This window comes from Staphylococcus sp. mip270_02, from assembly GCF_054031535.1.
Genome location: NZ_CM132934.1, coordinates 2,777,758 through 2,801,964, shown reverse-complemented (window position 1 = coordinate 2,801,964; position 24,207 = coordinate 2,777,758). Strand labels below are relative to the sequence as shown.

25 protein-coding genes are annotated in these 24,207 nt (G+C 32.1%); 17 read left to right on the top strand and 8 right to left on the bottom strand.

Annotated features, from left to right (window positions below):
- Window positions 1–270: 270 nt before the first annotated feature.
- Window positions 271–867 carry an NDxxF motif lipoprotein gene (locus ACW5YJ_RS13455; RefSeq protein ID WP_457338276.1) on the top strand — a complete coding sequence of 199 codons (597 nt, stop codon included), beginning with the start codon at window positions 271–273 and terminating at the stop codon, window positions 865–867.
- Between the two features lie 207 nt (window positions 868–1,074).
- Here the strand turns inward: ACW5YJ_RS13455 and ACW5YJ_RS13450 are convergent, their stop codons facing one another.
- On the bottom strand, window positions 1,075–2,472 hold the full coding sequence (locus ACW5YJ_RS13450; protein ID WP_457338275.1) for an aminotransferase-like domain-containing protein: 1,398 nt from the start codon (window positions 2,470–2,472) through the stop codon (window positions 1,075–1,077).
- 205 nt (window positions 2,473–2,677) lie between these two features.
- Between ACW5YJ_RS13450 and ACW5YJ_RS13445 the strand changes: the two genes are divergently transcribed.
- On the top strand, window positions 2,678–3,520 hold the full coding sequence (locus ACW5YJ_RS13445) for a DMT family transporter (RefSeq protein ID WP_358246497.1): 843 nt from the start codon (window positions 2,678–2,680) through the stop codon (window positions 3,518–3,520).
- 335 nt (window positions 3,521–3,855) lie between these two features.
- Here ACW5YJ_RS13445 and ACW5YJ_RS13440 read toward each other — a convergent pair whose 3' ends face one another.
- The gene (locus tag ACW5YJ_RS13440; protein WP_119603953.1) at window positions 3,856–4,263 is read right to left on the bottom strand and encodes a carboxymuconolactone decarboxylase family protein; all 408 of its coding nucleotides are present in this window, start codon (window positions 4,261–4,263) and stop codon (window positions 3,856–3,858) included.
- 109 nt (window positions 4,264–4,372) lie between these two features.
- Between ACW5YJ_RS13440 and ACW5YJ_RS13435 the strand changes: the two genes are divergently transcribed.
- The gene (locus ACW5YJ_RS13435; RefSeq protein WP_457338274.1) at window positions 4,373–4,783 is read left to right on the top strand and encodes an Lrp/AsnC family transcriptional regulator; all 411 of its coding nucleotides are present in this window, start codon (window positions 4,373–4,375) and stop codon (window positions 4,781–4,783) included.
- A 46-nt stretch (window positions 4,784–4,829) separates the two neighbouring features.
- Here ACW5YJ_RS13435 and ACW5YJ_RS13430 read toward each other — a convergent pair whose 3' ends face one another.
- On the bottom strand, window positions 4,830–5,738 hold the full coding sequence (locus tag ACW5YJ_RS13430) for a PhzF family phenazine biosynthesis isomerase (protein ID WP_119603955.1): 909 nt from the start codon (window positions 5,736–5,738) through the stop codon (window positions 4,830–4,832).
- Between the two features lie 282 nt (window positions 5,739–6,020).
- Here ACW5YJ_RS13430 and ACW5YJ_RS13425 point away from each other — a divergent pair, with 282 nt between their 5' ends.
- From ACW5YJ_RS13425 to ACW5YJ_RS13390, 8 genes are all read left to right on the top strand, one after another.
- A complete protein-coding gene (locus ACW5YJ_RS13425; RefSeq protein WP_371094545.1) occupies window positions 6,021–7,346 on the top strand; it encodes a 2-hydroxycarboxylate transporter family protein in 1,326 nt (441 codons plus the stop codon).
- Window positions 7,347–7,414: 68 nt separating this feature from the next.
- Window positions 7,415–8,590, top strand: a complete 1,176-nt coding sequence (locus ACW5YJ_RS13420; RefSeq protein ID WP_017723541.1) for an NAD(P)-dependent malic enzyme — start codon at window positions 7,415–7,417, stop codon at window positions 8,588–8,590.
- Window positions 8,591–8,932: 342 nt separating this feature from the next.
- Entirely contained in the window at window positions 8,933–10,300 is a 1,368-nt protein-coding gene (locus ACW5YJ_RS13415; RefSeq protein WP_017723542.1) for an AMP-binding protein, read from the top strand.
- The gene (locus ACW5YJ_RS13410; RefSeq protein WP_017723543.1) at window positions 10,300–11,442 is read left to right on the top strand and encodes a thiolase family protein; all 1,143 of its coding nucleotides are present in this window, start codon (window positions 10,300–10,302) and stop codon (window positions 11,440–11,442) included. The genes ACW5YJ_RS13415 and ACW5YJ_RS13410 overlap by 1 nt, the downstream gene beginning before the upstream one ends.
- The gene (locus ACW5YJ_RS13405) at window positions 11,414–11,776 is read left to right on the top strand and encodes a hypothetical protein (RefSeq protein ID WP_017723544.1); all 363 of its coding nucleotides are present in this window, start codon (window positions 11,414–11,416) and stop codon (window positions 11,774–11,776) included. Before ACW5YJ_RS13410 ends, ACW5YJ_RS13405 begins: the two co-directional genes overlap by 29 nt.
- 1 nt (window position 11,777) lies before the next feature.
- A complete protein-coding gene (locus ACW5YJ_RS13400) occupies window positions 11,778–12,041 on the top strand; it encodes a hypothetical protein (RefSeq protein ID WP_017723545.1) in 264 nt (87 codons plus the stop codon).
- A gap of 191 nt (window positions 12,042–12,232) precedes the next feature.
- Window positions 12,233–13,645 carry an MFS transporter gene (locus ACW5YJ_RS13395; protein ID WP_107552049.1) on the top strand — a complete coding sequence of 471 codons (1,413 nt, stop codon included), beginning with the start codon at window positions 12,233–12,235 and terminating at the stop codon, window positions 13,643–13,645.
- Window positions 13,646–13,941: 296 nt separating this feature from the next.
- Complete coding sequence (locus tag ACW5YJ_RS13390; RefSeq protein ID WP_119603959.1) at window positions 13,942–14,388, top strand: ASCH domain-containing protein; 447 nt, start codon at window positions 13,942–13,944, stop codon at window positions 14,386–14,388.
- Window positions 14,389–14,645: 257 nt separating this feature from the next.
- On the opposite strand, the gene vraX is transcribed toward ACW5YJ_RS13390, so the two are convergent.
- Both vraX and thiD read right to left on the bottom strand, forming a co-directional pair.
- Entirely contained in the window at window positions 14,646–14,816 is a 171-nt protein-coding gene (gene vraX / locus ACW5YJ_RS13385) for a C1q-binding complement inhibitor VraX (protein WP_017723548.1), read from the bottom strand.
- 269 nt (window positions 14,817–15,085) lie between these two features.
- On the bottom strand, window positions 15,086–15,916 hold the full coding sequence (thiD, locus tag ACW5YJ_RS13380) for a bifunctional hydroxymethylpyrimidine kinase/phosphomethylpyrimidine kinase (protein ID WP_107552048.1): 831 nt from the start codon (window positions 15,914–15,916) through the stop codon (window positions 15,086–15,088).
- Window positions 15,917–16,430: 514 nt separating this feature from the next.
- On the opposite strand from thiD, the gene ACW5YJ_RS13375 reads away from it, so the two are divergent.
- The 4 genes from ACW5YJ_RS13375 to ACW5YJ_RS13360 all read left to right on the top strand — a co-directional run bounded on the left by ACW5YJ_RS13375 (window position 16,431) and on the right by ACW5YJ_RS13360 (window position 19,396).
- Window positions 16,431–17,087, top strand: a complete 657-nt coding sequence (locus ACW5YJ_RS13375) for a uracil-DNA glycosylase (protein ID WP_017722676.1) — start codon at window positions 16,431–16,433, stop codon at window positions 17,085–17,087.
- Window positions 17,088–17,090: 3 nt separating this feature from the next.
- Window positions 17,091–17,456 (top strand): DUF5327 family protein, encoded by a 366-nt coding sequence (locus ACW5YJ_RS13370; protein WP_171916500.1) that lies wholly within the window; start codon window positions 17,091–17,093, stop codon window positions 17,454–17,456.
- A 26-nt stretch (window positions 17,457–17,482) separates the two neighbouring features.
- On the top strand, window positions 17,483–17,845 hold the full coding sequence (locus ACW5YJ_RS13365; RefSeq protein WP_039834355.1) for a DUF423 domain-containing protein: 363 nt from the start codon (window positions 17,483–17,485) through the stop codon (window positions 17,843–17,845).
- 63 nt (window positions 17,846–17,908) lie between these two features.
- Window positions 17,909–19,396 (top strand): APC family permease, encoded by a 1,488-nt coding sequence (locus ACW5YJ_RS13360; protein ID WP_426432532.1) that lies wholly within the window; start codon window positions 17,909–17,911, stop codon window positions 19,394–19,396.
- 127 nt (window positions 19,397–19,523) lie between these two features.
- On the opposite strand, the gene ACW5YJ_RS13355 is transcribed toward ACW5YJ_RS13360, so the two are convergent.
- The 3 genes from ACW5YJ_RS13355 to hemQ form a co-directional block, all read right to left on the bottom strand.
- A complete protein-coding gene (locus tag ACW5YJ_RS13355) occupies window positions 19,524–19,976 on the bottom strand; it encodes a threonine/serine exporter family protein (protein WP_047172793.1) in 453 nt (150 codons plus the stop codon).
- Between the two features lie 11 nt (window positions 19,977–19,987).
- Window positions 19,988–20,758: a threonine/serine exporter family protein gene (locus tag ACW5YJ_RS13350; protein WP_371094546.1), complete on the bottom strand. Its 771-nt coding sequence runs from the start codon at window positions 20,756–20,758 to the stop codon at window positions 19,988–19,990.
- Window positions 20,759–21,238: 480 nt separating this feature from the next.
- Window positions 21,239–21,988: a hydrogen peroxide-dependent heme synthase gene (gene hemQ, locus ACW5YJ_RS13345; protein ID WP_119603961.1), complete on the bottom strand. Its 750-nt coding sequence runs from the start codon at window positions 21,986–21,988 to the stop codon at window positions 21,239–21,241.
- 172 nt (window positions 21,989–22,160) lie between these two features.
- Between hemQ and pta the strand changes: the two genes are divergently transcribed.
- Both pta and ACW5YJ_RS13335 read left to right on the top strand, forming a co-directional pair.
- Complete coding sequence (gene pta, locus ACW5YJ_RS13340; RefSeq protein WP_017722669.1) at window positions 22,161–23,147, top strand: phosphate acetyltransferase; 987 nt, start codon at window positions 22,161–22,163, stop codon at window positions 23,145–23,147.
- Window positions 23,147–23,983, top strand: coding sequence for a lipoate--protein ligase family protein (locus ACW5YJ_RS13335; protein WP_026113489.1), 837 nt, complete (start codon window positions 23,147–23,149; stop codon window positions 23,981–23,983). Before pta ends, ACW5YJ_RS13335 begins: the two co-directional genes overlap by 1 nt.
- Window positions 23,984–24,207: the final 224 nt, after the last annotated feature.

The following is a 24,207-nucleotide window of genomic DNA, read 5'->3' as shown; positions in this document are numbered from 1 at the left end:
CACTACTTTCTTTAAATTTAATTTTTGGAAAATGCTAGTTATTCGTACTTAAAGTAAAGTGATAAATAAGAGATAGATTTAACAAATTTTTTAGAGAAAAATACTTCACTTATCATCAAATAATTAGCAATTCATTTTTTACTAAACTTTAAATGTTTATATTAATTATAAAATAGTTAATATTTTGAGAAAAATACTATATGTATAATAACATAGTTATTAATATGTTATAATCGTAGCAAATATATTTTAGGAAAAGAGGGTTTGATAATGAAAGCTATAAAATACTCATTACTAATTGCGTTAACATTACTATTAACAGCTTGCAATAATGCTAAATCAGAATATGAAACTCCTGATAAAGAAGCACAAGCGACAGAAACACCAACTGAAATATTTTCAAGTCAGAAAATAGATGAAACTATTAGTGAAGAAGAAATGGATTCAAGTATTAAGCAATATTTAGATACGTTTAACGCGTTGGAGGAAAACACTTCAAAAATGAGTGAGAGAGATGAGTTAAATGAGAAGGATCAAGCAAAATTAAATAGATTAACAAAAATGGCTCACAAGAATGATGAAAACTTTAAGCATTTTATAGAATCAAATCAAATACCTGAACAATATGAAAAAGGAAGTTTTGAAGTTAGTGATTATGTAACTTCTGTGAATGAATTAATGAGTAAAATTAATGATAAAGTAAATGAAACGAAAAATGAGTCACATTCAGATAAAGCAAAATTAAAAGCTGTAGGAGAAATTGAAGATCTGAATGCTAAATATAAAGATAGAGTTAATGGAAAAAAACAAGAAAAAGTAGAACAATTTCTAAAGAAACATGATATTAAAACAAAGGCGTTTGATTAAAATAAAAGAGAAATATATAATATTGATGAATTTATAGAAAAAATTGTAAGTGAAAAAACGTGTTTAATTAAATAAAGTTGAATGTTTTGTAATGAAAACAATCCCCTAAATTATGGTTCGAAATCCCGTCGTTTAGGGGGATTTTATATGTGAAAATAACTTTTACATATTTGATGAATATTGAAAGTAAAACATATAGACTTCATACTAAAATTGATCGATATAATAACGAAGTTTATCTAATGCATATTTAATATTTGTATCATTTTCATAGGAATAAGATAATCTAATAGTATTATCTGTACTTCCATAAATATATCCTGGGTTAATAAGAATATGTTCTTTATCTGCAAGTTCAATAAAAAGTTTTTTAATATTAATACTATCTTTTAATGTCACCCATATGAAAAATCCGCCTTCAGGAACATTCCACGTCGCTATTGTTGAAAAGTTTTCATTCAATATTTTTAACATATAATCTCTTTTTTGTTTTAGTGCTTTACGTACAAATTTAGTGTGATTATCATATTCGCCACTATTCAACATTTCATAAACAACCATTTGAGATAATATACTAGACCCGTAATCAATTTGCATTCTAATATCTCCAAGTTGTTCTACAATTTTCTCAGAAGCAGCTATCCAACCAATACGCATGGCTGGCGCAATTGTTTTTGAAAAGCTATTAATGTAAATAACATTGCCATTCGTATCAAATGCTTTGATTGGTATATTTGGTTTATTTTCAAACCACAAATCTCTGTAAATATCGTCTTCAATTATTGGGATATTGTGTACTTTACTATAGTTTAATATATTTTCTCGTGCTTTTGATGAAAGTACTGCGCCTGTAGGATTATTAAATGTTGATTCTACATAAAATGCTTTAATGTAAGCATTTGGGTAACTGTTTAATAGTTCCTTTGATTCTTTAGGTTGATTGTAATTTATATTGATACTACGCATATTTAATATATCGAAGACATTTGTAGAGTCGACATAAGAAGGTGTGTTTCGAAATATGATTGTATTTTGGCTCAAAAAACCTATTGAAAGTAATTGAATAGCGTGAAGCGCACCAGAAGTTATTAATATATTTTTACTTGATACGGAAATATTGTGTCTTTGTAGTCTTTTGGCAATAATTTCCCTCAATTTAATATAACCATACCCATTGTTATAGCCAAACGACAGATCGCCTATGTAGTTTGAAACACGATGCATTGCTTTTTTTAAGTCTTCATGTGGTAGAATTTCGTCACCTAATTCGCCTTTGCTTACATGTACATATGATTGATTTGTTTCTAATTTATTAATAAGTTGTACAGTGTATTGGCTACGGGTACTTGAGCTCCATTCCATCATTTCTTCCCATTTATTTATAATATATGTTTTGTTTAAATAATCATTAACATAAGTACCGCTTCCTCTTGAAGTGTATATAAATCCTTCAGCTTCTAATAATTCAATACTTTTGATGATTGTAACTCTGTTTACATTAAATTGGTTTGCTAATTTTCTTTGTGAAGGAATACGCATTCCATAAAACCAGTCCCCATTAATGATTTTCTCTCTTATATATGAAGCAATATCCTTATATTTCATAAATACCTTCCTTTTAAAATTGGTTGGGTTAATTTTGATCGAATTGGTTGTACCTAGTGTAACGTTAATTCTTTATTCTGAACACATATTAAATTGAAGGTGGGCGTTCAGAGATGAAAAGAGATAAAGTATATATTATTTCCGTGATAAGTGTGAGTAATTTATGAGTAACAAACAAACCAAAATAAAAGTCTTTTTTGCTTTCATGATTACTATATTTTTGTGGGCTTCAGCGTTTCCTATGATAAAAGTAGCATTATATGATTTTAAAGCAGAAAATTTATCTGCATTAAGACTAATGATTGCGAGTATAATCCTTCTAGTTATAGCAATAATTAAGAAAGTCTCATTACCAGTACTTAAAGATATTCCTATTATATTGGTTTTAGGCTTTTGTGGGTTTACTGTATATCATACAGCACTAAGTTTTGGAGAATATTACGTAAGTGCTGGTGTTGCGAGTCTAATTGTCTCGACTACACCAATATTTGCGACACTTTTAGCTACTTATTTCTTAAGAGAAAAATTTTCTAAAATAGCATGGTTAGGTTCAATTATTGCATTCGTTGGAGTAGCATTTATATCGTTGGGGGATGATGCGACATTACATGCTATGATTGTAGGTATTATTTTAGTATTAGTAGCTTCCATAGGGGAAAGTATATATTTTACTTTTCAATCGAATTATTTAGAAAAATATGGATTTATACCATTTACTATTTATACTATTATCGCTGGTACATTGTTCACTTTGATATTTTTACCTGATACATTTACTGAATTGCAAAATGCAAGTGTGATATCAATGTTATCTGTTTTATATCTAGGTGCATTTCCAACAGTTATCCCATACATTGCTTTAGCATATACCATAAATAAAGTGGGAGTTTCCGATGCTACAATGGCTCTTTACTTAACACCAGCAGTTTCTCTTGTTTTGGCGTTTTTTATACTTGGAGAGGTTCCTAATATTGTAGCTATCATAGGTGGCGTTATTACATTAATAGGTATCACTATAACAACTAATCAATCGAATGAATACGTGTGAAATCTAATTTTGAAGTATTAACAGACAAGAGACTTTATTGTTAATACTTCAATTTGTAAAAGGTTTACATTCTAGTTTGTTATGCTATGACTTTTATATATAAAAATAGGTTTCTATTTTATTTATAAAGTTAGTAGATGACTAGAATAGAAATTAATAGTTATTATGCATGAATTTCAGTTAAGCTGAATATTTTATATCAAGCTTTTTAATTTTCTGAGTATCTTTACTGGAGTTAGATCAGTTATATAAATGTATTTTAGTGCAAATCGTTCCCTTTCATACTACTAATGTTTATTTTTAGATTAAACTATTGAAACTAATATCTGATTTGGTTATGGTTCTAACTGCATAATTGCTCCAAAGTGTTGTTGGCAAGTAGTAAAAGATACAAATGCTATCAATTCACTTATTTCTGAAGGAGTTAGATGATCTTTCAATAATTTAATAGCATAATCAGGGATTTCATTTCCTAATGTGAGATATACTTCTACAAAACCAATACAAATGGCTGATTTTTCATCAGTTAATTCATGGCTTGGTTTTCCTTTGGCTTTACAGTATTTGCAACCGTTCTTTTGAGCTAGCATTCTGCGTAATTCTTCTTTTAAGACTTGAGATAATAAACGTTCCTTTTCTAATGATTTACTAAGGTTATTCCAGTTATACATAATTTCCTTGTTATAACCTAATAATTTTTGGAAAGGTGTCTCACCGTAAGCAGACAATTGAATTATAGACATATATATTCCTCCTTTAACTTAGTAATTTTATGATACTTATAAATTTAATTGCATATTAAAAATTAGGTATAATGTAAATATTATTACTAAATTGAAGGGGATTATATAAATGGACTTAACAGATAGAAAAATCTTAAAAATTTTAAAAGAAGATAGTAAAGTTTCTCTAAATTATATTAGTAATGAAGTTAACCTTTCAACGCCTTCGGTGGGAGAAAGATTAAATAAATTGAGAGATGTAGGTGTTATAAACAAATATACAATTGAAATTGATTATAAAACGCTAGGATATGACATTGAACTCATAATAGATATAGTGATTAAAAATAATTTATATAAAGATTTTAAGATGTATATAGCAGAACAAGATAATGTGGAATTTTGTTATAGGATTTCAGGAGAAAGTTGTTTTATTTTTAAAGTAAGATTTAAAAGGATGATAGATGCAGAAAATTTTGTTGATAGTATACAAAAATATGGTCATACTAAAACAAATTTTATATTTTCAAAAACAATTTAAAATAAAGCATGTGGCATAAACATATGATCCACATGCTTTTATTAGTTTAAATGACATCTAAAACAACGTTAAAGGTTTTGACATAAACAGCATTTCCAGAAATTTTTATATCATAATCATCAGCATGAGTTGTAACTTCAACGTTCACTTTACCATCCTTTTCTATTTCTTGACCTTGTTCGATGAGTAGCGTTAATGGATTCGATGTCCTCTGCCTCTGTTTTATATATTTAATGTAATATGCTCCCATAACACCGGAAGCGGTACCTGTGACTGGGTCTTCTTTAGTACCCGAAAAGGGCGAGGAAAAATGTCTCGCATGCATATCAGTGTTGAAATGATGCGTTTCCATGCAGAATGGATGAATAGAAACATGTGGCATTTCTTTTAATATTAAAGGAAATAGTTCATTATTTGGATTCAATTTTTCACAAACTTTAAGGTTTTTAACCGGGGTAATAAGGGTACAAACACCCGTGCTTCCATAAACAATAGGTAAATCATCGTCAAAATCACTTGTTTCTATACCCAAAACATTAGCTAAATCAACCTTAGAACCAGAGAATGTTTTAAACTGTGGTGAGGATTGTTGCATAGTAATATATACAGCATCACTTGAGTTATCAATTTTTATTGGTAACACACCAGCATTTGTTTCGATTGTAAAGTCTGTTTTATTTTGTAATAAACCCTTAGTTTTTAATGCGTAAAGTGTTGCAATAGTTGCATGACCGCATAGGTTCATTTCATGACCTGGCGTAAAAAAGCGTATTCTTAAATCAGCTTTATTAGATTTAAGTGGAAAAGCAGTTTCATTGAATCCAACTTTTAAGGCAATTGCCTGCATTTCTTCAACTTTTAAGTCATCACCACATAATACTATACCCGCTGGATTGCCTCTATTTGCTTCAGTACTAAAAGCGTCATAGTGATAAACTTGTACAGATTTTGTCATTGAATCACTCCTATATGTAACAAACTCATTTGATGTTACATCTAATTTATCAAAGTTTATAACCTAGGTAAAAATGATTATTAAAATAACTCTACTTATAATCATGTTTAACCCAAAATATTATTCTGTTTACCCGTTATTATTTAATAATTTTACATATTTTTGGTTTTTTTAATTACAAAAAGATTTAAAAATTTACATAATCTATCATTCCTCCTCGTTTAGCAATATTATGAAAATATTCATTATTTAAGGGGGATGTCAATGATATCTAAAAGTGAAATGAAAGCGCTTACTATAGATGAGGCAGAAAAAGATGGCCGAATCTGGTCGAAATTAACATATATGAAGGTAGGTATTATACCTTTACCTCTATATATAACATTAGCAGTGATCATATTTATTGCCTCTGTTTACAATGCGTTACCGGCTGATATGATTGGTGGTTTTGCGATCATTATGATTTTAGGGGTGCTGTTTGGTGATTTAGGAATGAAAATTCCAATTTTAAAAGATATAGGTGGTCCTGCAATTTTAGCTTTATTAATACCATCTACTTTAGTATTTTTAGGTGTCTTTAATACAGCTTCGATGAACGCCGTCACAACGTTAATGAAAACATCAAATTTCTTATATTTTTATATTTCATGTCTTGTTGTCGGTAGTATTTTAGGAATGAAGAGTAAAGTTTTAATACAAGGATTTACCCGTATGTTTATTCCGTTAATTGTAGGTACTTTAACAGCAGTTATTGTTGGATTACTTGTAGGTATGTTATTTGGTTATGAAATTAAGCATACATTATTTTATATTATTGTACCTATTATTGGGGGAGGAATTGGAGAAGGCATTTTACCTTTATCAATAGCATATTCATCAATTTTAGGGGAATCTGCTGAATCCTTTGTTGCGCAAATGATACCAGCAGCCGTTATCGGCAATATTATTGCAGTAGTGACAGCTGGATTAATGATGAGACTAGGTGAAAAGCAAAAGTCATTATCTGGTAATGGAACATTGGTAAAGGCATCTGATGATAAAGAGATGGCAGCTGATACAAACGACGATAATAAGAAAGTAGATTTTTCACTTATGGGAGCAGGATTATTAATAGCCTGTACATTCTTTATTTTTGGTGATCTTGCACACAAGTTTATTGGTATTCCAGGACCAGTTATTATGATTTTATTGGCTACATTGATTAAATGTTTACAATTAATGCCTAATAAAATGGAACAAGGTGCACACCAACTATACAAATTTATATCTACGAGTTTGACTTGGCCACTTATGGTTGGACTAGGTATGTTGTATATACCATTAGAAGAAGTTGTTAAGATTGTTTCACCTGCATATATTGTGATTTGTGCTTCAGTTGTTATAACGATGATTGGCTCAGGATTTTTTGTGGGCAAATTGATGAAAATGTATCCAGTTGACGCTGCAATTGTTACAGGATGTCATAGTGGCTTGGGTGGCACAGGAGATGTTGCAATTTTATCAGCATCAAAACGCATGTCATTAATGCCATTTGCGCAAGTAGCAACAAGATTAGGTGGCGTATCAACAGTAATAGCTGCAACATTCTTAATGAAATTATTAAGTTAGTAAGAATGTATTCACAACCATTTATAAATAAAAGACGAAATAACAATTAATTAAGGGAGTAGAAATACATGACTATAACAAACTATAAAGCTGAATCTATAGAGCTTCATAAAAAACATGCAGGAAAATTGGAAATTAATAGTAAAGTAGATGTAAATACGCAAGAAGATTTAAGTACAGTATACACACCTGGTGTTTCAGAAGTGTGTAATGTAATTGCTGAAGATGAAGAAAAGGTGAATACATTGACGTCTAGAGGTAATATGATTGGTATTGTTTCAGACGGGACAGCGGTGTTAGGGTTAGGTGATATTGGACCTAAAGCTGCGATACCGGTCATGGAAGGAAAGAGTATATTATTCAAAAAGTTTGCAGATTTAGATGCATTTCCTATTTGCTTGGATACTAAAGATACTGAAGAAATTATTAATATTATAAAAGCACTTCAACCTAATTTTGCAGGAATAAATTTAGAAGATATTGCAGCACCTCGTTGTTTTGAAATTGAAAAAAGATTAAAAGAAGAATTAGACATTCCTGTTTTTCATGACGATCAACATGGAACGGCTATTGTTGTGCTTGCCGCATTAATTAACGCATTAAAAGTTGTAGAAAAAGAAGGTTATGAAGTACAAATAGTGATTAATGGTGCAGGGTCAGCAGGTATTGCAATTGCTAAATTATTATTAAGCGCTGGATATAAAGATATCGTATTATTAAGTATTGAAGGTGTAGTTTGTCAAGGCGAGGAATGGATGAATGATGCACAAAAAGCCATTGCTGAAGTGACTAATTTAACACAAAAACGAGGTGATTTAGATGATGTGATTCAAGAGGCAGATGTGTTTATAGGTGTTTCAGCACCAAATGTTTTAAATGAAAGTCACGTTAAAGCGATGAGCGATCAGCCAATTATCTTTGCCTTAGCTAATCCAATACCTGAAATCTTTCCAGAGGAAGCAATTGCTGCAGGAGCTGCTGTTGTAGGAACTGGGCGTTCTGATTATCCAAATCAAATTAATAATTTACTAGCGTTCCCAGGTATCTTTAGAGGCATTTTAAATGCGCGTAAGCAAGATATTACGACTGAAATGAAAGTAGCTGCTGCACAAGGTATTGCAAATGTTATTGCTGAAAGTGAATTAAGTAAAGACTATGTAATTCCACACGCATTAAATTCAGAAGTAGTAACAACGGTAGCCAATGCAGTTGAAAAATCAGCTTTGGAAACAGTCCATAAATAAATTGCTTTAAATAAAGTGGATGATTGATATAGTTAATAACTGTAGCTGATTTTTAGAGCCATCAAAGTTACCAGTATTAAAAATTCTATTTCTTACAAATATTGTTGAGAGCATTCTAAATCGTATAATAAATGAGGTCGATATGATTCGAGGATAGTGTTTCTGTCCTGAAATCATGTCGACTTTTTTTATTTAAAATGGAATTGTTGTTATAGAAATCGCAATAATAAAATATAAAAGGATTTGCAAAAGAAAAAAGTATATAGCTATACTGAACAATATGAAATCTATATAAAAAATGTTAACATTAAAAATATTATAGTTAACAATAAGGTGATGAAAATGCAATTATTAAAAAATATTGAAAGGCACGCGCAATATCAACCGTACGAGTGTGCACTTCAATTTGATGCAGAACTTATAAGTTATAAAACATTGCAAGAACGCATAGTAGAGATTGTAGAACAATTACATGATATTCCTGAAAATCAATGTGTTGCACTTACGATGAACAACCCAATGTCTACAGTATTGTATTATTTGGCTTTAATCAAAAAAGGATGCATACCTTGTGTTATGGATTTTCGATGGACTCATGAGCAAGTAAACAAACTAGTAGAAAAATACGATATTGCATATCTTATAAACAATGATTTAAAAGTCATATTATTTAAACAAATAGAACAAAATACCACAGAGATAGAAGGTATATTACATATTGGTTTTACTTCTGGAACGACAGGACTACCTAAAGCATATTATAGAAATGAGTTGTCATGGCTATATTCATATGAAGAAACTGAAAAATTAATGAAAAATGAAATAGATACGATGATTGCGCCAGGACCACTCTCACACTCTTTATCTTTATTTGTGTGTGTGTTTGCTTTGTATAGTGGTCGTAAATTTATCGGGCAGCAACAATTTAATGCTCAAGTATTAATGAATATAATGAAAACAGACAAAGCAATAAAACATTGTGCTTTATTTGTAGTTCCTACAATGTTAGATAATTGTGTTGCCTGGGACAGTACTGTTCAACAAATTAGATATATTTTTACGACTGGAGATAAATTGCAACCTAGTTTACGAGATAGTGTAGCAATGCATTTTCCTAATGCTACATTAATAGAGTTCTTTGGAACTTCGGAGGCAAGTTTTATTAGTTATAACTATAATAATGATGCGCCTAACCATTCTGTAGGAAAACTGTTTCCTAATGTTACAATCGATCTTGAACAAGTTGATGAACATGGTATTGGTAAATTAAAAGTTAAGAGCAATATGGTTTTTAGTGGATATATTGGGAACCCAACTCCAAATGATTACTGGATAGAAATTGGTGATTTTGCATCATTAAATTCAGAAGGCTACTTATATTTACATGGACGCCAACATGATCGAATGATTATTGGAGGACGAAATGTTTACCCAAGTGAAATAGAACATTTTGCTCAAAATTTTAAAGAATTCAATGAAGTATTAGTCATTAGTGAGCCTCATTCAAAATTTGGCGAGATCGCTGTATTGCTTTATACAGGTAAGCGCCAAGTGAAGTATCGTGAGTTTAAATATTTTTTAACTCGATATTTGGCTCGTTATCAGGTGCCATCGAAGTTGGTGAAAGTAAGTGAAATGCATTATACACAAAGTGGTAAAATTGCACGCAAATATATGAGAAGTCTTTATTTAAAGGGTGAGTTAAAATAATGAATGAAGCAGTTATAGTCGCAGCAAAACGAACTCCATTTGGTAAATATGGTGGCAAATTAAAACATTTAGAACCAGAAGCATTATTAAAACCATTATTTGAGCATTTTAATGAACAATATACACATATAATGTCAGAAATTGATGATGTTATTTTAGGTAATGTGGTAGGAAACGGTGGCAATATTGCTAGAAAATCTTTGCTAGAAGCTGGATTGAATCAAAATATTCCAGGACTTACATTAGATAGGCAATGTGGTTCTGGGTTAGAAGCGGTGATACAGGCCTGTAGAATGATTCAAGCTGGCGCAGGTTCCATATATATTGCTGGTGGTGTAGAAAGTACAAGTAGAGCGCCATGGAAGATTAAAAGGCCACAGTCTGTATATGATACACAGTTACCTGAATTTTTTGAACGCGCCTCTTTTGCACCAGATAGCCAAGATCCATCTATGATTCAAGCTGCGGAACATGTAGCGCAAACATATAATATTTCAAGAAAAGATCAAGATGCATTTGCATGGAAAAGTCACAGCAAGACAATTATGGCTTATAAACAAAAGCATATTAATCAAGAAATTGTTCCGTTGGAAGTAAAAGGTGAAATTTTTAACAGAGATGAAAGTATTAAAGAAAAAATGAATGAACGCACATTAAATCGTTTGAAACCATTGTTAACTGAAGGGACAGTCACTGCAGGAAATTGTTGTATGAAGAACGATGGTGCAGTAGTATTATTAGTTATGAATAAAGCAACGGCAGAAGCTTATGGTTTACAAGAAGGTTTAATTTTTAAAGATGGCATTACAATAGGAATAGATCCTACTATACTCGGTATTGGTCCTGTGCCTGCAGTAAGCACACTACTTAAGAGAAATAAATATACAATAGATGAATTAGACGCTATAGAATTAAATGAAGCATTTGCATCTCAAGTATTAGCAAGTCAAAGAGAGCTAGGTATACCACTAGATAAATTGAATATATATGGTGGCGCAATTGCTGCAGGACACCCATATGGCGCAAGTGGCGCAGCGTTGGTCACACGCTTGTTTTATATGAAAGATTACCATAGAACTATTGCAACTATGGGGATTGGAGGTGGCATGGGGAATGCAGCATTATTTGAACGATGGTCATGAAGTTAGAGAAATTATATTCAATGATAAGGAAGCGAATATTTACAATCAATTATTTGGTGATGAGCCAACTAATATAGTCCCGACACTTTTGTGCGCAAAGCTATGGCCAGAGTTTACTTTGTTTCAAGAATTTATAGAAAATGCAATTTTACTCAAAGAAACTGAGGTTACTCAAATACAACCTCTAAGTGTAAATGAATATTATTTAGCACATATGTATATTGTTGAATGTAAAAAAGTTCGTCAATATATGAAGTATATAGTCAAATTAGAAATTAATAAAAATAAATATAAATGTATATCTATTACGCAAACCTTTTTGGAGTCGATTTAAAATGTTTGAACTAAATTTAGAACAAGTAAGTAAATATTTAACATTAATTAATGATCATAATCCAGTACATAAGCAAATTGTTCCTGGTCAAATGGTAGTTCAAATAGCACTTACAAAAACAAAAGTAAATTGGTCATCTTACAAAGTGAAATTTATTGAACCTATTGAAATATCAGAAGTTATTAAAGTAAAATTTGAAAAACCTAATAAATTAATTATTTTAAATGAAAATGACAAAATAAAAATTCATATAACGAAAAAATGAGTATCCATATTTACCTAATGGAACTCATTTTTTATTTTGTTATAAGTTTTATATGTACAAAAAACAAATAGAACGGTATGCATTTTTTGCATAAAAATAAAGAAAAAAGTGATTAAAAGGTTGAGGTCAGTTTGACAATATTCATTAACTACGTATAATTGTATAACATGTTAAAGGGAGTGGACATATTCATGGATTATGAAAAGGATTTTGATAAAAGTAGTATAAATAAGGTTGATTCCAAAACTGCTAAAAAAACTGTGTTTGCCACAGGTATCGGAAACGCAATGGAATGGTTTGACTTTGGTTTATATTCTTATTTAGCGGTGATACTCGGACAAAATTTCTTCAGTTCGGTAGAAAATGATCAACTCAAAATGGTTTTTACGTTTGCAACATTTGCAATCGCGTTCTTACTTAGACCAGTCGGTGGTATTATTTTTGGTATGATCGGAGATAAATACGGTAGGAAAGTAGTATTAACAACAACCATTATTATGATGGCATTCTCGACGCTACTCATAGGTATATTACCTACATATGATCAAATTGGTGTTTGGGCCCCAATATTACTCTTATTAGGTAGAGTGTTACAAGGATTTTCAACAGGTGGAGAATATGCAGGTGCAATGGTATATATAGCAGAATCTTCCCCAGATAGAAAACGAAATACACTTGGTTCTGGACTTGAAATTGGTACATTATCAGGTTATATTGCTGCATCAGTATTAAGTGGATTATTGTTCTTCTTTTTAAATGATGATCAAATGGCTTCGTGGGGTTGGAGAATTCCATTTATCTTAGGCTTATTCTTAGGTATCTTTGGTTTTTATTTAAGAAGAAAACTAGAAGAATCGCCAGTATACGAAAATGAACTTGCAGATAAACCGAAAAGAGATAACATTGGTTTCTTAACTATTATTAGATATTATTATAAAGATATTATTGTATGTTTTGTTGCAGTTGCATTCTTTAACTGTACAAATTATATGGTAACTTCATACATGCCATCATATTTACAACAAATTGTTAAATTAGATGGCACAACAGTATCTATCTTAATCACAGTTGTTATGGCAGTAATGATTCCATTAGCATTAATGTTTGGTCGACTTGCTGATAGAATTGGTGAGAAAAATGTATTTTTAATTGGTTTGGTTGGTACTGCAGTGTTAAGTATTGCTGCTTTTTCACTTTTCCAAACAACGTCAATTATTTTCATTATCGTTGGTATCTTTATCTTAGGTTTCTTCTTATCGACATACGAAGGAACTATGCCAGGTTCGTTACCAACTATGTTTTATACACATATTAGATATAGAACTTTAGCTGTAACTTTTAATGTATCAGTATCTTTATTTGGTGGTACGACTCCATTAATCGCGACTTCACTGGTAGCGAAAACAGGTGACCCATTATCTCCGGCTTATTATTTAACAGCCGTGAGTATTGTAGGTATTATCGTTATTTCGTTGTTACATGTAAGTACAGCAGGAAAATCACTTAAAGGTTCATATCCTAATGTCGAAAGCGATGAAGAGTATGAGTACTATAAAGATAATCCTGATAAAGCATTGTGGTGGGCGAAAGATAAACGCGTGTAATTAAAAGTTTTAAATATATTCAAAAGAGGGACAGAAATCAATTTTTATAAAATGATTTCTGTCCCTTTCTATTAAGTGTGACGAAGAATAAAATATTTTTGATGAAAGAAACACTCGAGTTAATACTCATGTGTAGGCATCACTAACTCAATAAACGGATTGAAATGATTAAAACTACTTATGTTCATTCCAGTTATCAATTGTCTATAATGATTAAACAGTTCCAGCCATTCAATGTCCAGGGCTGTTTTTTTATGTTATCTTAAAATTAATTGAGAAAACTTAGGAGGATGAATATGGCTGATACAGTAGAACAGTATTGGAGAAAATTTATTGAAGTATTCCCAGAATATAAAGGTATGAAATTTGAAGCATGGTCTTTTGGAGTTGATGAAGATGAATTAGCAGAATTAGTAAAACGAGGTGAGAAAACTGCTACGACGAGTGGTTATGAATCTTATAAAGTTGAAGAGGAACCACTCCCTCAAGTAGGAGAGGTTAGTGTTATCTTAAATGAAAAAGGAAATCCCCAATGTGTAATTCAAACAACACGAGTTTATCAAACTCCTTTTAATCAAGTGACTGAACATCATGCATACTTAGAAGGCGAAGGTGACAAGTCTTTAGCATATTGGCGTAAAGCACATATAGATTTCTTTAAGCCGTATTATGAGTCTTTAGGATTGGAGTTTAATGAATCAATTGTCGTAGTATGTGAAGAATTTAAGTTGCTATATGTATAAAAATAGTGGTACATAAGTTAGAACTGCTTCGAGGTTGCTCTCCAAGCAAACAAAGGGGACAATCTTTGTCTAACTATGTACCACTTAGGGTGAGTGTTTATAGGGTTGTGTGTTCAAAGTGTGTATAAGGGGACAACTTATACATGCTTTGCTTTTTTAACTTCATATTTCTTAAAGGGGAGTTAATTGTATATCTTAAATTCTGAATTCTTCCTATTGCATTTTCTGCATAAGTCTTCGATGTATAGAAAATATGCTTAATAACTTAACTTCATGTTATCAACATCATTTTCAAGTAGAGAGAGTAACTTATATAATTCATTCATGTTGAAATTTTCATCGAATTTAACAGAAATTGTTTTGAAAGTCTTGGTGATAATTTCATATATTGGGTTACCATTTTCAAAAGCTTGTTTGTAGATAATCATGTTGTGATTCCCTCCTTTATCTCTCTACACTTATTATATTAATAGAAAAACAAAGTGAATACATGAGTCTACAGTATCAACTTTTTATCAGACTAATGTCGTATATTATTTAAATATTTAAATAATATTGTGTGTTTGGTGTAGTTTTATAGGTTTTTTGAAGTTTATATTATATAATTGATCATAACTCATTTTTCAAAACCTTCCATAATATATAAAGAAAACACACCTCATTGTTAGTATTTTTTGAGGTGTGTTCCTGTTCTTATTTAAACTTCTGTAACTTCTACGTCAATGTGTTCAACGCGGTTAAATGCGCCGTGATCAACGGGACCAACAAAGTCATTCATTTTCCAACCATTTTTAATTGCTGAAGCAACAAATGCTTTTGCAGCGATAACAGCGTCTTTAGGTGATTTACCATTTGCTAAGTATGCAGTTGTAGCTGCTGCGAATGTACAACCAGCACCGTGGTTATAACTTTGTTGGAACATATCTGTTGTTAATTGATAGAACTGTTTGCCATCAAAGTAAAGGTCATATGATTTATCTTGGTCTAATGCTTTGCCACCTTTAATAATAACGTGTTTTGCACCTTGTTGATGAATAATTTCAGCGGCTTTTTTCATATCATCTATTGATTTCAAAGTACCTAAATTGGCAAGCTGACCAGCTTCAAATAAGTTTGGTGTTACAACAGTAGCTTTTGGTAATAAATGTTCTACCATTGCATCTGTGTTACCTGGGTTTAGTACTTCGTTTTCTCCTTTACATACCATCACTGGATCTACAATAAAGTAGTCTGCTCCAGACTCAACAAATGCTTCGCCAGCGCGTTTAATAATTTCTTGTGTACCTAGCATGCCTGTTTTCACTGCATCTGGACCAATTGAAATTGCTGTTTCTAATTGTTTCTCGAATACATCAAATGGAATTGGTGTCACATCATGTGACCATGTTTTTTCATCCATTGTTACGATTGAAGTTAGTGCTACAATGCCGTATGTGTTTAATTCCTGAAAGGTTTTTAAATCAGCTTGCATACCTGCTCCAGCACTAGTATCTGAACCGGCAATTGTTAATGTTTTTTTCAATGCCATTAAATTTCACTCCTAAATATCTTTTGCACTTATCATACCATGTTTAACATGTATTCTAAATAATGAGGTGTTGATAAAGGAGGGTTTGAGAAGATTACAAGATTTAAAAAGGGTTTACGTAATTAAAGGTCATTAAATTAATAAACGAAGACCTGAGCATAGGCTCATGTGTAAGAACCACTAATTTTGCTAAAGCAAAAAAGAGTGAAAGTATCTCGTTACCGAGAAAAGTCAGAGGAACACCTGAGCACAGGCTCATGTGTAAGAACCACTAATTTTGCTAAAGCAAAAAAGAGTGAAAGTATCTCGTTACCGAGAAAAGTCAGAGGAACACCTGAGCACAGGCTCAAGTGTAAGAACCACTAATTTTGCTAAAGCAAAAAAGTGTAAAAGTATCTCGTTACCGAGAAAAGTCAGAGGAACACCTGAGCACAGGCTCATGTGTAAGAACCACTAATTTTGCTAAAGCAAAAAAGTGGTTCTTTATGTTACTATATGAATGAGGTGAGACGATATGGAATGGTCGGATATTTTTCATGATATAACTACGCGACATAACTTTACTGCCATGCACGATTTTTTAGAAAAAGAATATACTACTGAAGTGGTGTATCCAGATAGAGAAAACATTTATCAAGCATTTGATTTAACGCCTTTTGAAGACGTGAAAGTGGTCATATTAGGTCAAGACCCTTATCATGGACCGAATCAAGCACATGGATTAGCTTTTTCAGTGCAGCCAGATGCCAAGTTTCCACCTTCTTTACGAAATATGTATAAAGAACTTGAAGATGATATTGGTTGTATAAGAAAATCTCCACATTTACAGGATTGGGCACGTGAGGGTGTCTTATTATTAAATACTGTTTTGACGGTTCGCCAAGGGCAAGCGCATTCCCATAAAAATATTGGCTGGGAAACCTTTACTGATGAAGTGATAAAAGCGGTATCTGAACAATTGAAAAATGTCGTGTTTATTTTATGGGGGAAACCCGCGCAACAGAAAATTAAGCTAATAGACACTACAAAACACCATATTATTCAGTCTCCACATCCAAGCCCGTTGTCAGCATATCGTGGTTTCTTTGGATCAAAACCGTATTCTCTGACAAATAAATATTTACAAACAAATGGCATTCAACCAGTGAATTGGTGTGAGAGTGAGGATTAATATATGGAAAAAGAAAAGATTATTCAATTGATTGAACAGGAGTTAGTCCAAGCAGACGAAGCTCAAAGTAATGTTGATTTTGAGAAGCATATATATGCGATTCATACATTAACATCATTAGTTACTGAGACTCGTTCTAATAAACAACGTTATACTGACAATAATTTTAATGTATCATCTTCTTTTAAATCATCAACAGTACAACAAGGAAATACTAAATCGCATATTTCTGAAAATGAAATCAGAGCAATGGGTGGAAAAGTTCCAAATAGTTCCAGTCAGGATGTGACAACCGACACTGGATTAAATTCTAATAAATTGGTTACAGATGATGAAATAGGTAATGGTGACTCAATTTTTGATTTTTAAATGATGGAAGGATGGAAATTAACATGATGAAAGTGTTTATTATTTTAGGTGCTCTTAATGCGATGATGGCAGTGGGTACAGGTGCTTTTGGAGCACATGGATTAGAAAATAAACTATCGGAAAAATACTTATCAATTTGGGAAAAGGCAACAACTTATCAGATGTATCATGGTCTAGGATTATTAGCGATAGGTATCATTAGTGGTACTACATCGATTAATGTCAATTGGGCAGGTTGGTTACTATTCTTTGGTATTATATTTTTCAGTGGTTCATTGTATATTTTAGCTTTAACTCAAATTCGTATATTAGGCGCGGTTACGCCAATTGGCGGCGTACTATTTATTGCTGGCTGGCTAATGTTAGTTATAGCAACGATTAAATTATAAATTTATAATTGTTATAGAATTCATCTTATGGGTATAATACACTCCATGAGGTGAATTTTATTTATGAGTCAAAATGAAAAACAGATAGATAGAGGAGATTTAAAACAGAACTTATCTGAGAAATTTGTATGGGCAATCGCCTATGGATCGTGTATAGGTTGGGGCGCTTTTATATTACCAGGTGACTGGATAGGTCAATCAGGCCCGATTTCTGCAGCTATAGGTATCGTAATTGGTGCATTATTAATGATACTCATTGCGGTAAGTTATGGTGCATTAGTAGAACGTTTTCCGGTTTCAGGCGGAGCCTTTGCATTTAGCTTTTTAGGATTTGGGAGGTACGTAAGTTTCTTCTCATCCTGGTTCTTAACATTTGGGTATATTTGTGTGGTTGCATTAAACGCCACAGCATTTAGTTTATTAATTAAATTTTTATTACCTGATATTTTAGAAAGTGGTAAATTATATACGATAGCAGGATGGGATGTGTATATCACTGAAATTCTGATTGCTTCATTATTATTAATTGTTTTTATGTTTATAGCGATTAAAGGTGCAAGTGTTTCAGGATCTCTGCAATACTATTTCTGTGTAGCAATGGTTATTACAATATTATTATTATTTTTCGGTTCTTTCTTTGGTAATAACTTTTCCTTTGAAAATTTACAACCATTAACTAATGAAAGTAAGGGATGGTTTACTTCAATCATAATGATTGTGGCAATTGCGCCATGGGCATATGTTGGATTTGATAATATACCACAGACAGCTGAAGAATTTGATTTTTCGCCTAATAAAACATTCAAACTTATTGTATATAGTTTGTTAGCTGCAGCGTTTACCTATGTATTGATGATATTATACACTAGTTGGTTAAGTACTTCATCGACCAGTTTAAATGGAAACTTATGGTTAACAGGTGCTGTAACACAGGAAGCCTTTGGTTATATTGGCTTAGCAGTGTTAGCAATTGCTATTATCATGGGAATTTTCACTGGATTAAATGGTTTCTTAATGAGCTCTAGTCGTTTGCTATTCTCTATGGGCCGTTCAGGTATTATGCCATCAGTATTTAGTAAATTGCACAATAGATACAAAACGCCATATATTGCAATTATCTTCTTAGTTGCTATTACTTTAATTGCACCGTGGTTAGGACGTACCGCCTTGACTTGGATTGTCGATATGTCGTCAACAGGAGTATCTATTGCATACTTTATTACTTGTCTGTCAGCAGCTAGGTTATTTAGCTTCAATAAATCTAGCAATACGTATAGCCCTGTTTATAAAACATTTGCAATCTTAGGTTCAATCGTATCATTTATTTTCTTATTGTTATTATTAGTACCTGGTTCACCAGCGTCACTATCTGTACCTTCATATATTGCATTAGGTAGTTGGTTAGTGATTGGTTTAATCTTCTTTGTAGTGCGCTATCCAAAACTGAAGCGTATGGACAACGATAAATTAAGCAGATTGATTTTAAATCGTTCAGAAGATGACGTCGTAGATTTAATAAATGAACATAAGTCAGAGAAAGCCAATAAATAGTTATTACTTTTCGTAAAAATATGTATTTAGCATGGATTAATAAAAGTTTAATCATTTAAAAAGAAGGACAGCAATCTATAGTGATTAGCTGTCCTCTTTTTTGTGTCTATTGACGTAAATATATAATTCACACGCGTTTTTTACGTATTTTTGTTCCGGAAACAATTAGTTTGGCTATTTGGTCAGCGAAGAGCAATCCTAACGCTATTGCACCAGCTATAAGTGTGACTTCTAACATTGTATTTATAGCTTTACTAAACTCTAACAGTACTAGATTCTTAGTTGCATCAAAGGCTAGTCCACCAGGGACTAATGGAATTATTCCTGGAATCATAAAGATGATAACCGGTTCTTTTTTAACACGAGCCATGATATGACTTAAACAACCTAAAGCTAGACTTCCGAAGAAACTAGAGTAGATCGTGTGCGTAGAAAATCCATCATAAAATAAAATATAAACCATCCAACCACAAGCTCCAACAAGTCCTACAATGTTATATAGACGTTTAGGAACATCAAATATTACACCGAAAAAGAGGGAGGCGGTATAGCTAAATATAAAATTTAATATCCAAAACATAAACATAACTCCTAAAAAATAATTAGTATTGTACTAACGCCAGCTCCGATACCAAAAGCAGTGACGAGTGCTTCTAAGGATTTAGTGGTAAACATCAACATATGTCCACCGAACAAATCTTGAATGGCATTTGTGATTAACACACCTGGTACGATTGGCATAACTGCAGCAATTATAATAGTGGCGACTGAACCACCTGGAATGAGGTGATGTCCTATAATTGTTATTAAGCCAATTACTAACGCCCCCATAAATTCAGGAATAAATTGAGCATGCAATTTTTGATGTAATAATTCTACTACAATATAGCCCAAAGACCCGGCTACTAATGCGGTAAAAACGTCTATTAAATAGCCACCTTGTAAGTATAAAAAGCTAACTGAAATAATTGCGGCAGCTATAAATTTGTAAAAAAGATAATGACTTTGAATGCTTTGTTCATTGTATATTTTTTGTAATTCTTGAAATGCGTCTTCTAAAGAAATATCACCAAGTGACAGTCTTCTAGAAACGCCATTTGTTCGTGAAATGCGAAGTAGGTTCGTGTCACGTGTTTTAATCCGGAAAATCCTTGGATAAGATTCATTATGTAGCATAAAATTGATGACAGTATTTGTAACAAAACTATTGCTCTCTTTATAGCCTAAAGTAAAAGCCATCCTAGTCATTGTATCTTCCACGCGTGAACCTTCTGCACCTGATTCTAATAGAATTCTTCCAGCAAGCATAATAACATCTTTTGCCATTTTTTCATCATAACTCTCGATTGCTTGATTATAAATTGTCATTTAATCACCAAATAAAAATGTATTTAACCAACACTATTGAATCATTCTCATAGAGTGGGAATAAGTTATTGAATTAATATTTTTTATTGTAACACTTTATTATTACATTTTGTTATAAGAATCGCTCTGAACTTATTATATAAGGGAATTAATGTATTTCGTGCAATTGTTCTGATACATTTATGTTTCAAATATTTCAAATAGGTTAAAATAGTATTAGTTAACTGTTACAGACATATATTGAGTAGCGACAATATAAACAGTTAATATTTAAATTAAGTAGTGGCTAAAGTTCTCCCAAACACACTACAATAAAATGAGTATAAGGGCGTCGCCCTTGTCTCAAAATTAAAAGACCTCGTCATTAGTTAAGCTAGTGACGAGGTCTTTTCTAATCGTAATGTGAAATTTTTTCAATGAGCTAGTAGCACTAATGTAAACTACTTCTCATTCTGTTTTTCTTTCTTCATATATTTATAATGAAAAAAGGTCTTGTAAATTTTCTTTCTTAACAATGTGGCCTACATAGAAACTACCGAAGTCACCATAGCGTGCTGTTGTTTCATCAAATCTCATCTCAGAGACGATTTTTTTGAATTGTAATGGATCATCTGCAAATAATGTTACTCCCCATTCAAAGTCATCGAATCCCATTGAGCCTGTAATAAATTGTTTGATTTTTCCAGCGTATTGACGACCGATTTTGCCGTGTGCATACATAAGCTCTTGACGTTCTTCAAGTGGGAGCATGTACCAGTTATAAGTTTCATTACGACGTTTATCCATTGGATAGAAACAGATATATTCAGAATGTGGTAATTCAGGGAATAATCTTGGTTTAATATGAGGGTTTTCATAAGGATCTTCATCAGATTTTCCAGCAAGATAATTTCCTAATTCTATGATTGAAACATATGAATATGTTGGGATTAAGAAATCAGTGATTCTTAATTTATTGAATTCATTTTCAAAGGCGTTTAAGTCTTTCATTTCTGGTCGTAATGCCCATAAAAGAATATCTGCTTTTTGACCTGTTATATTGTAAAATGCATGGTCACCAGTATTGTTTATGCGAGCTGATTCATGTTTATTTAAAAATGATTGTAACTCTTCTACGAGATTTTGACGTTCTTCATTCGGAACTAAACGTAGGCTTGACCAATCAATAGCATATAATAAATGTAAACTGTACCATCCATCTAGTGTTTCTGGTGCTTGTGGCATTTAAATCTCTCCTTTTATGAAAATTTTTATGTCTTCACTACAAAATTTTACCATAAAGGGAGTATTAAAACATAAGTAAATGATTACAAATTGGTGACATGGAATTCTAAGAAAAAATAACGTATAATGGTATTCGTAAAATAAAAAGAATTGAAATTTTGAGGAGGCCCTTATGTCTTTATTAGATGTATTACAAGAAAAACTTTCAGGAAAAAACGTGAAAATAGTCTTACCTGAAGGAGAAGACGAACGAGTACTAACAGCAGCAACACAATTACAAGGGACAGACTATGTGACACCTGTAGTATTAGGTAACGAAGCAAATATTAAAGCCTTAGCTAATGACAAAGGTTTAGATATTGCAAATTTAGAAATTATTGATCCAGAAACAAGTGAATTAAAACAAGAATTAGTAACTGCTTTTGTTGAACGTCGTAAAGGTAAAGCAACAGAAGAACAAGCACAAGAAATGTTGAAAAATGTTAACTACTTCGGCACAATGCTTGTTTATACTGGTAAAGCAGAAGGTCTTGTTAGTGGTGCGGCTCATTCTACTGGAGATACTGTGCGTCCAGCATTACAAATTATCAAAACAAAGCCTGGTGTCTCTAAAACTTCAGGTATCTTCTTTATGATTAAAGACGATCAGCAATACATTTTTGGTGATTGTGCAATTAATCCTACACTTGAAGCACAAGATTTAGCTGAAATTGCAGTTGAAAGTGCTAAGTCTGCTAAAAGTTTCGGTATGTCACCACGCGTGGCAATGTTAAGTTTCTCAACAAAAGGCTCTGCTAAATCAGATGATGTTGAAAAAGTCTCAAACGCTGTAGACATAGCTCAAGAGAAAATTAAAGCTGATAATATTGAAGACGTCGTTGTAGATGGTGAATTCCAATTTGACGCAGCAATTGTACCAGAAGTTGCGAAGAAAAAAGCACCAGACGCTAAAATTCAAGGCGATGCAAATGTATTCGTATTTCCAAGTTTAGAAGCTGGAAATATCGGTTATAAAATTGCTCAACGTCTTGGTGGCTTTGATGCAGTTGGTCCAGTATTACAAGGTCTTAACTCACCAGTAAATGATTTATCACGTGGCTGTTCTATAGAAGACGTATATAATCTATCAATCATTACTGCTGCACAATCATTACAATAATGGATTTAGCAAGTAAATATTTTAATACCTCAGATTGGCGTTATATAGATCATTCTTCGGGTTTGGCGCCTATGCAGTCATTTGCATTTGATGATACATTTTCTGAAAGTGTAGGGAAAGATTTATCATGTAGTGTTGTTCGCACATGGGTACATCAACATACTGTAATATTAGGTATTCATGATTCAAGGTTACCTTATTTGCAAGATGGTATACGTTATCTTACTGAAGAGCGTGGTTATAATGCTATTGTTAGAAACTCGGGCGGACTAGGTGTGGTCTTAGATCAAGGTGTGCTGAACATATCATTGATTTTTAAAGGGAAACATGACATAACGATTGATGAAGCTTTTTCAGTAATGTATTTATTAATTGCTAAAATGTTTGAAGATGAAGATGTTGAAATAGCGACACATGAAATCGAAAGGTCATATTGTCCAGGTAAATTTGACTTGAGCATTAATGGTAAAAAGTTTGCTGGTATTTCGCAAAGACGCGTTCGTGGTGGTATTGCAGTTCAAGTTTACCTTTGTGTAGAAGGTGATGGCAGTGAAAGAGCTGAGATGATGCAGTCCTTTTATGAACGTGCATTAAAAGATGGCGAAACCAAATTCACTTATCCAAATATTGAACCATCTTGTATGGCGTCTTTAGAAACGCTATTAAATAAGAAGATAACAGTCCAAGATGTGATGTTCCAATTGTTGTATGCAATCAAAGATTTAGGCGGACGCTTGAACATGGAGCCAATAACTGATGAGGAATGGCAATTATATGAAGGTTATTTTGAAAAAATGATAGAGCGTAACGCTAAAATCAATCAAACAATGAATTAGATTAGAGTAAGGCTAGTATGGGTACTTGAAGATTAAGTATACATACTAGTCTTTTTTTATTTTGTTAAATTAAATAAGATTTATAGCAATAGGTTTTTAAATCTGTTGAATTATAGAAATGAAATAAGTAATATAGTGAAAGTATGGTTTAAAAACTAATAATTAATAAATTTGGCCATTTTCAATGTAAGTTTTTGAATATATGGCCTAGGCGTTTTATAATG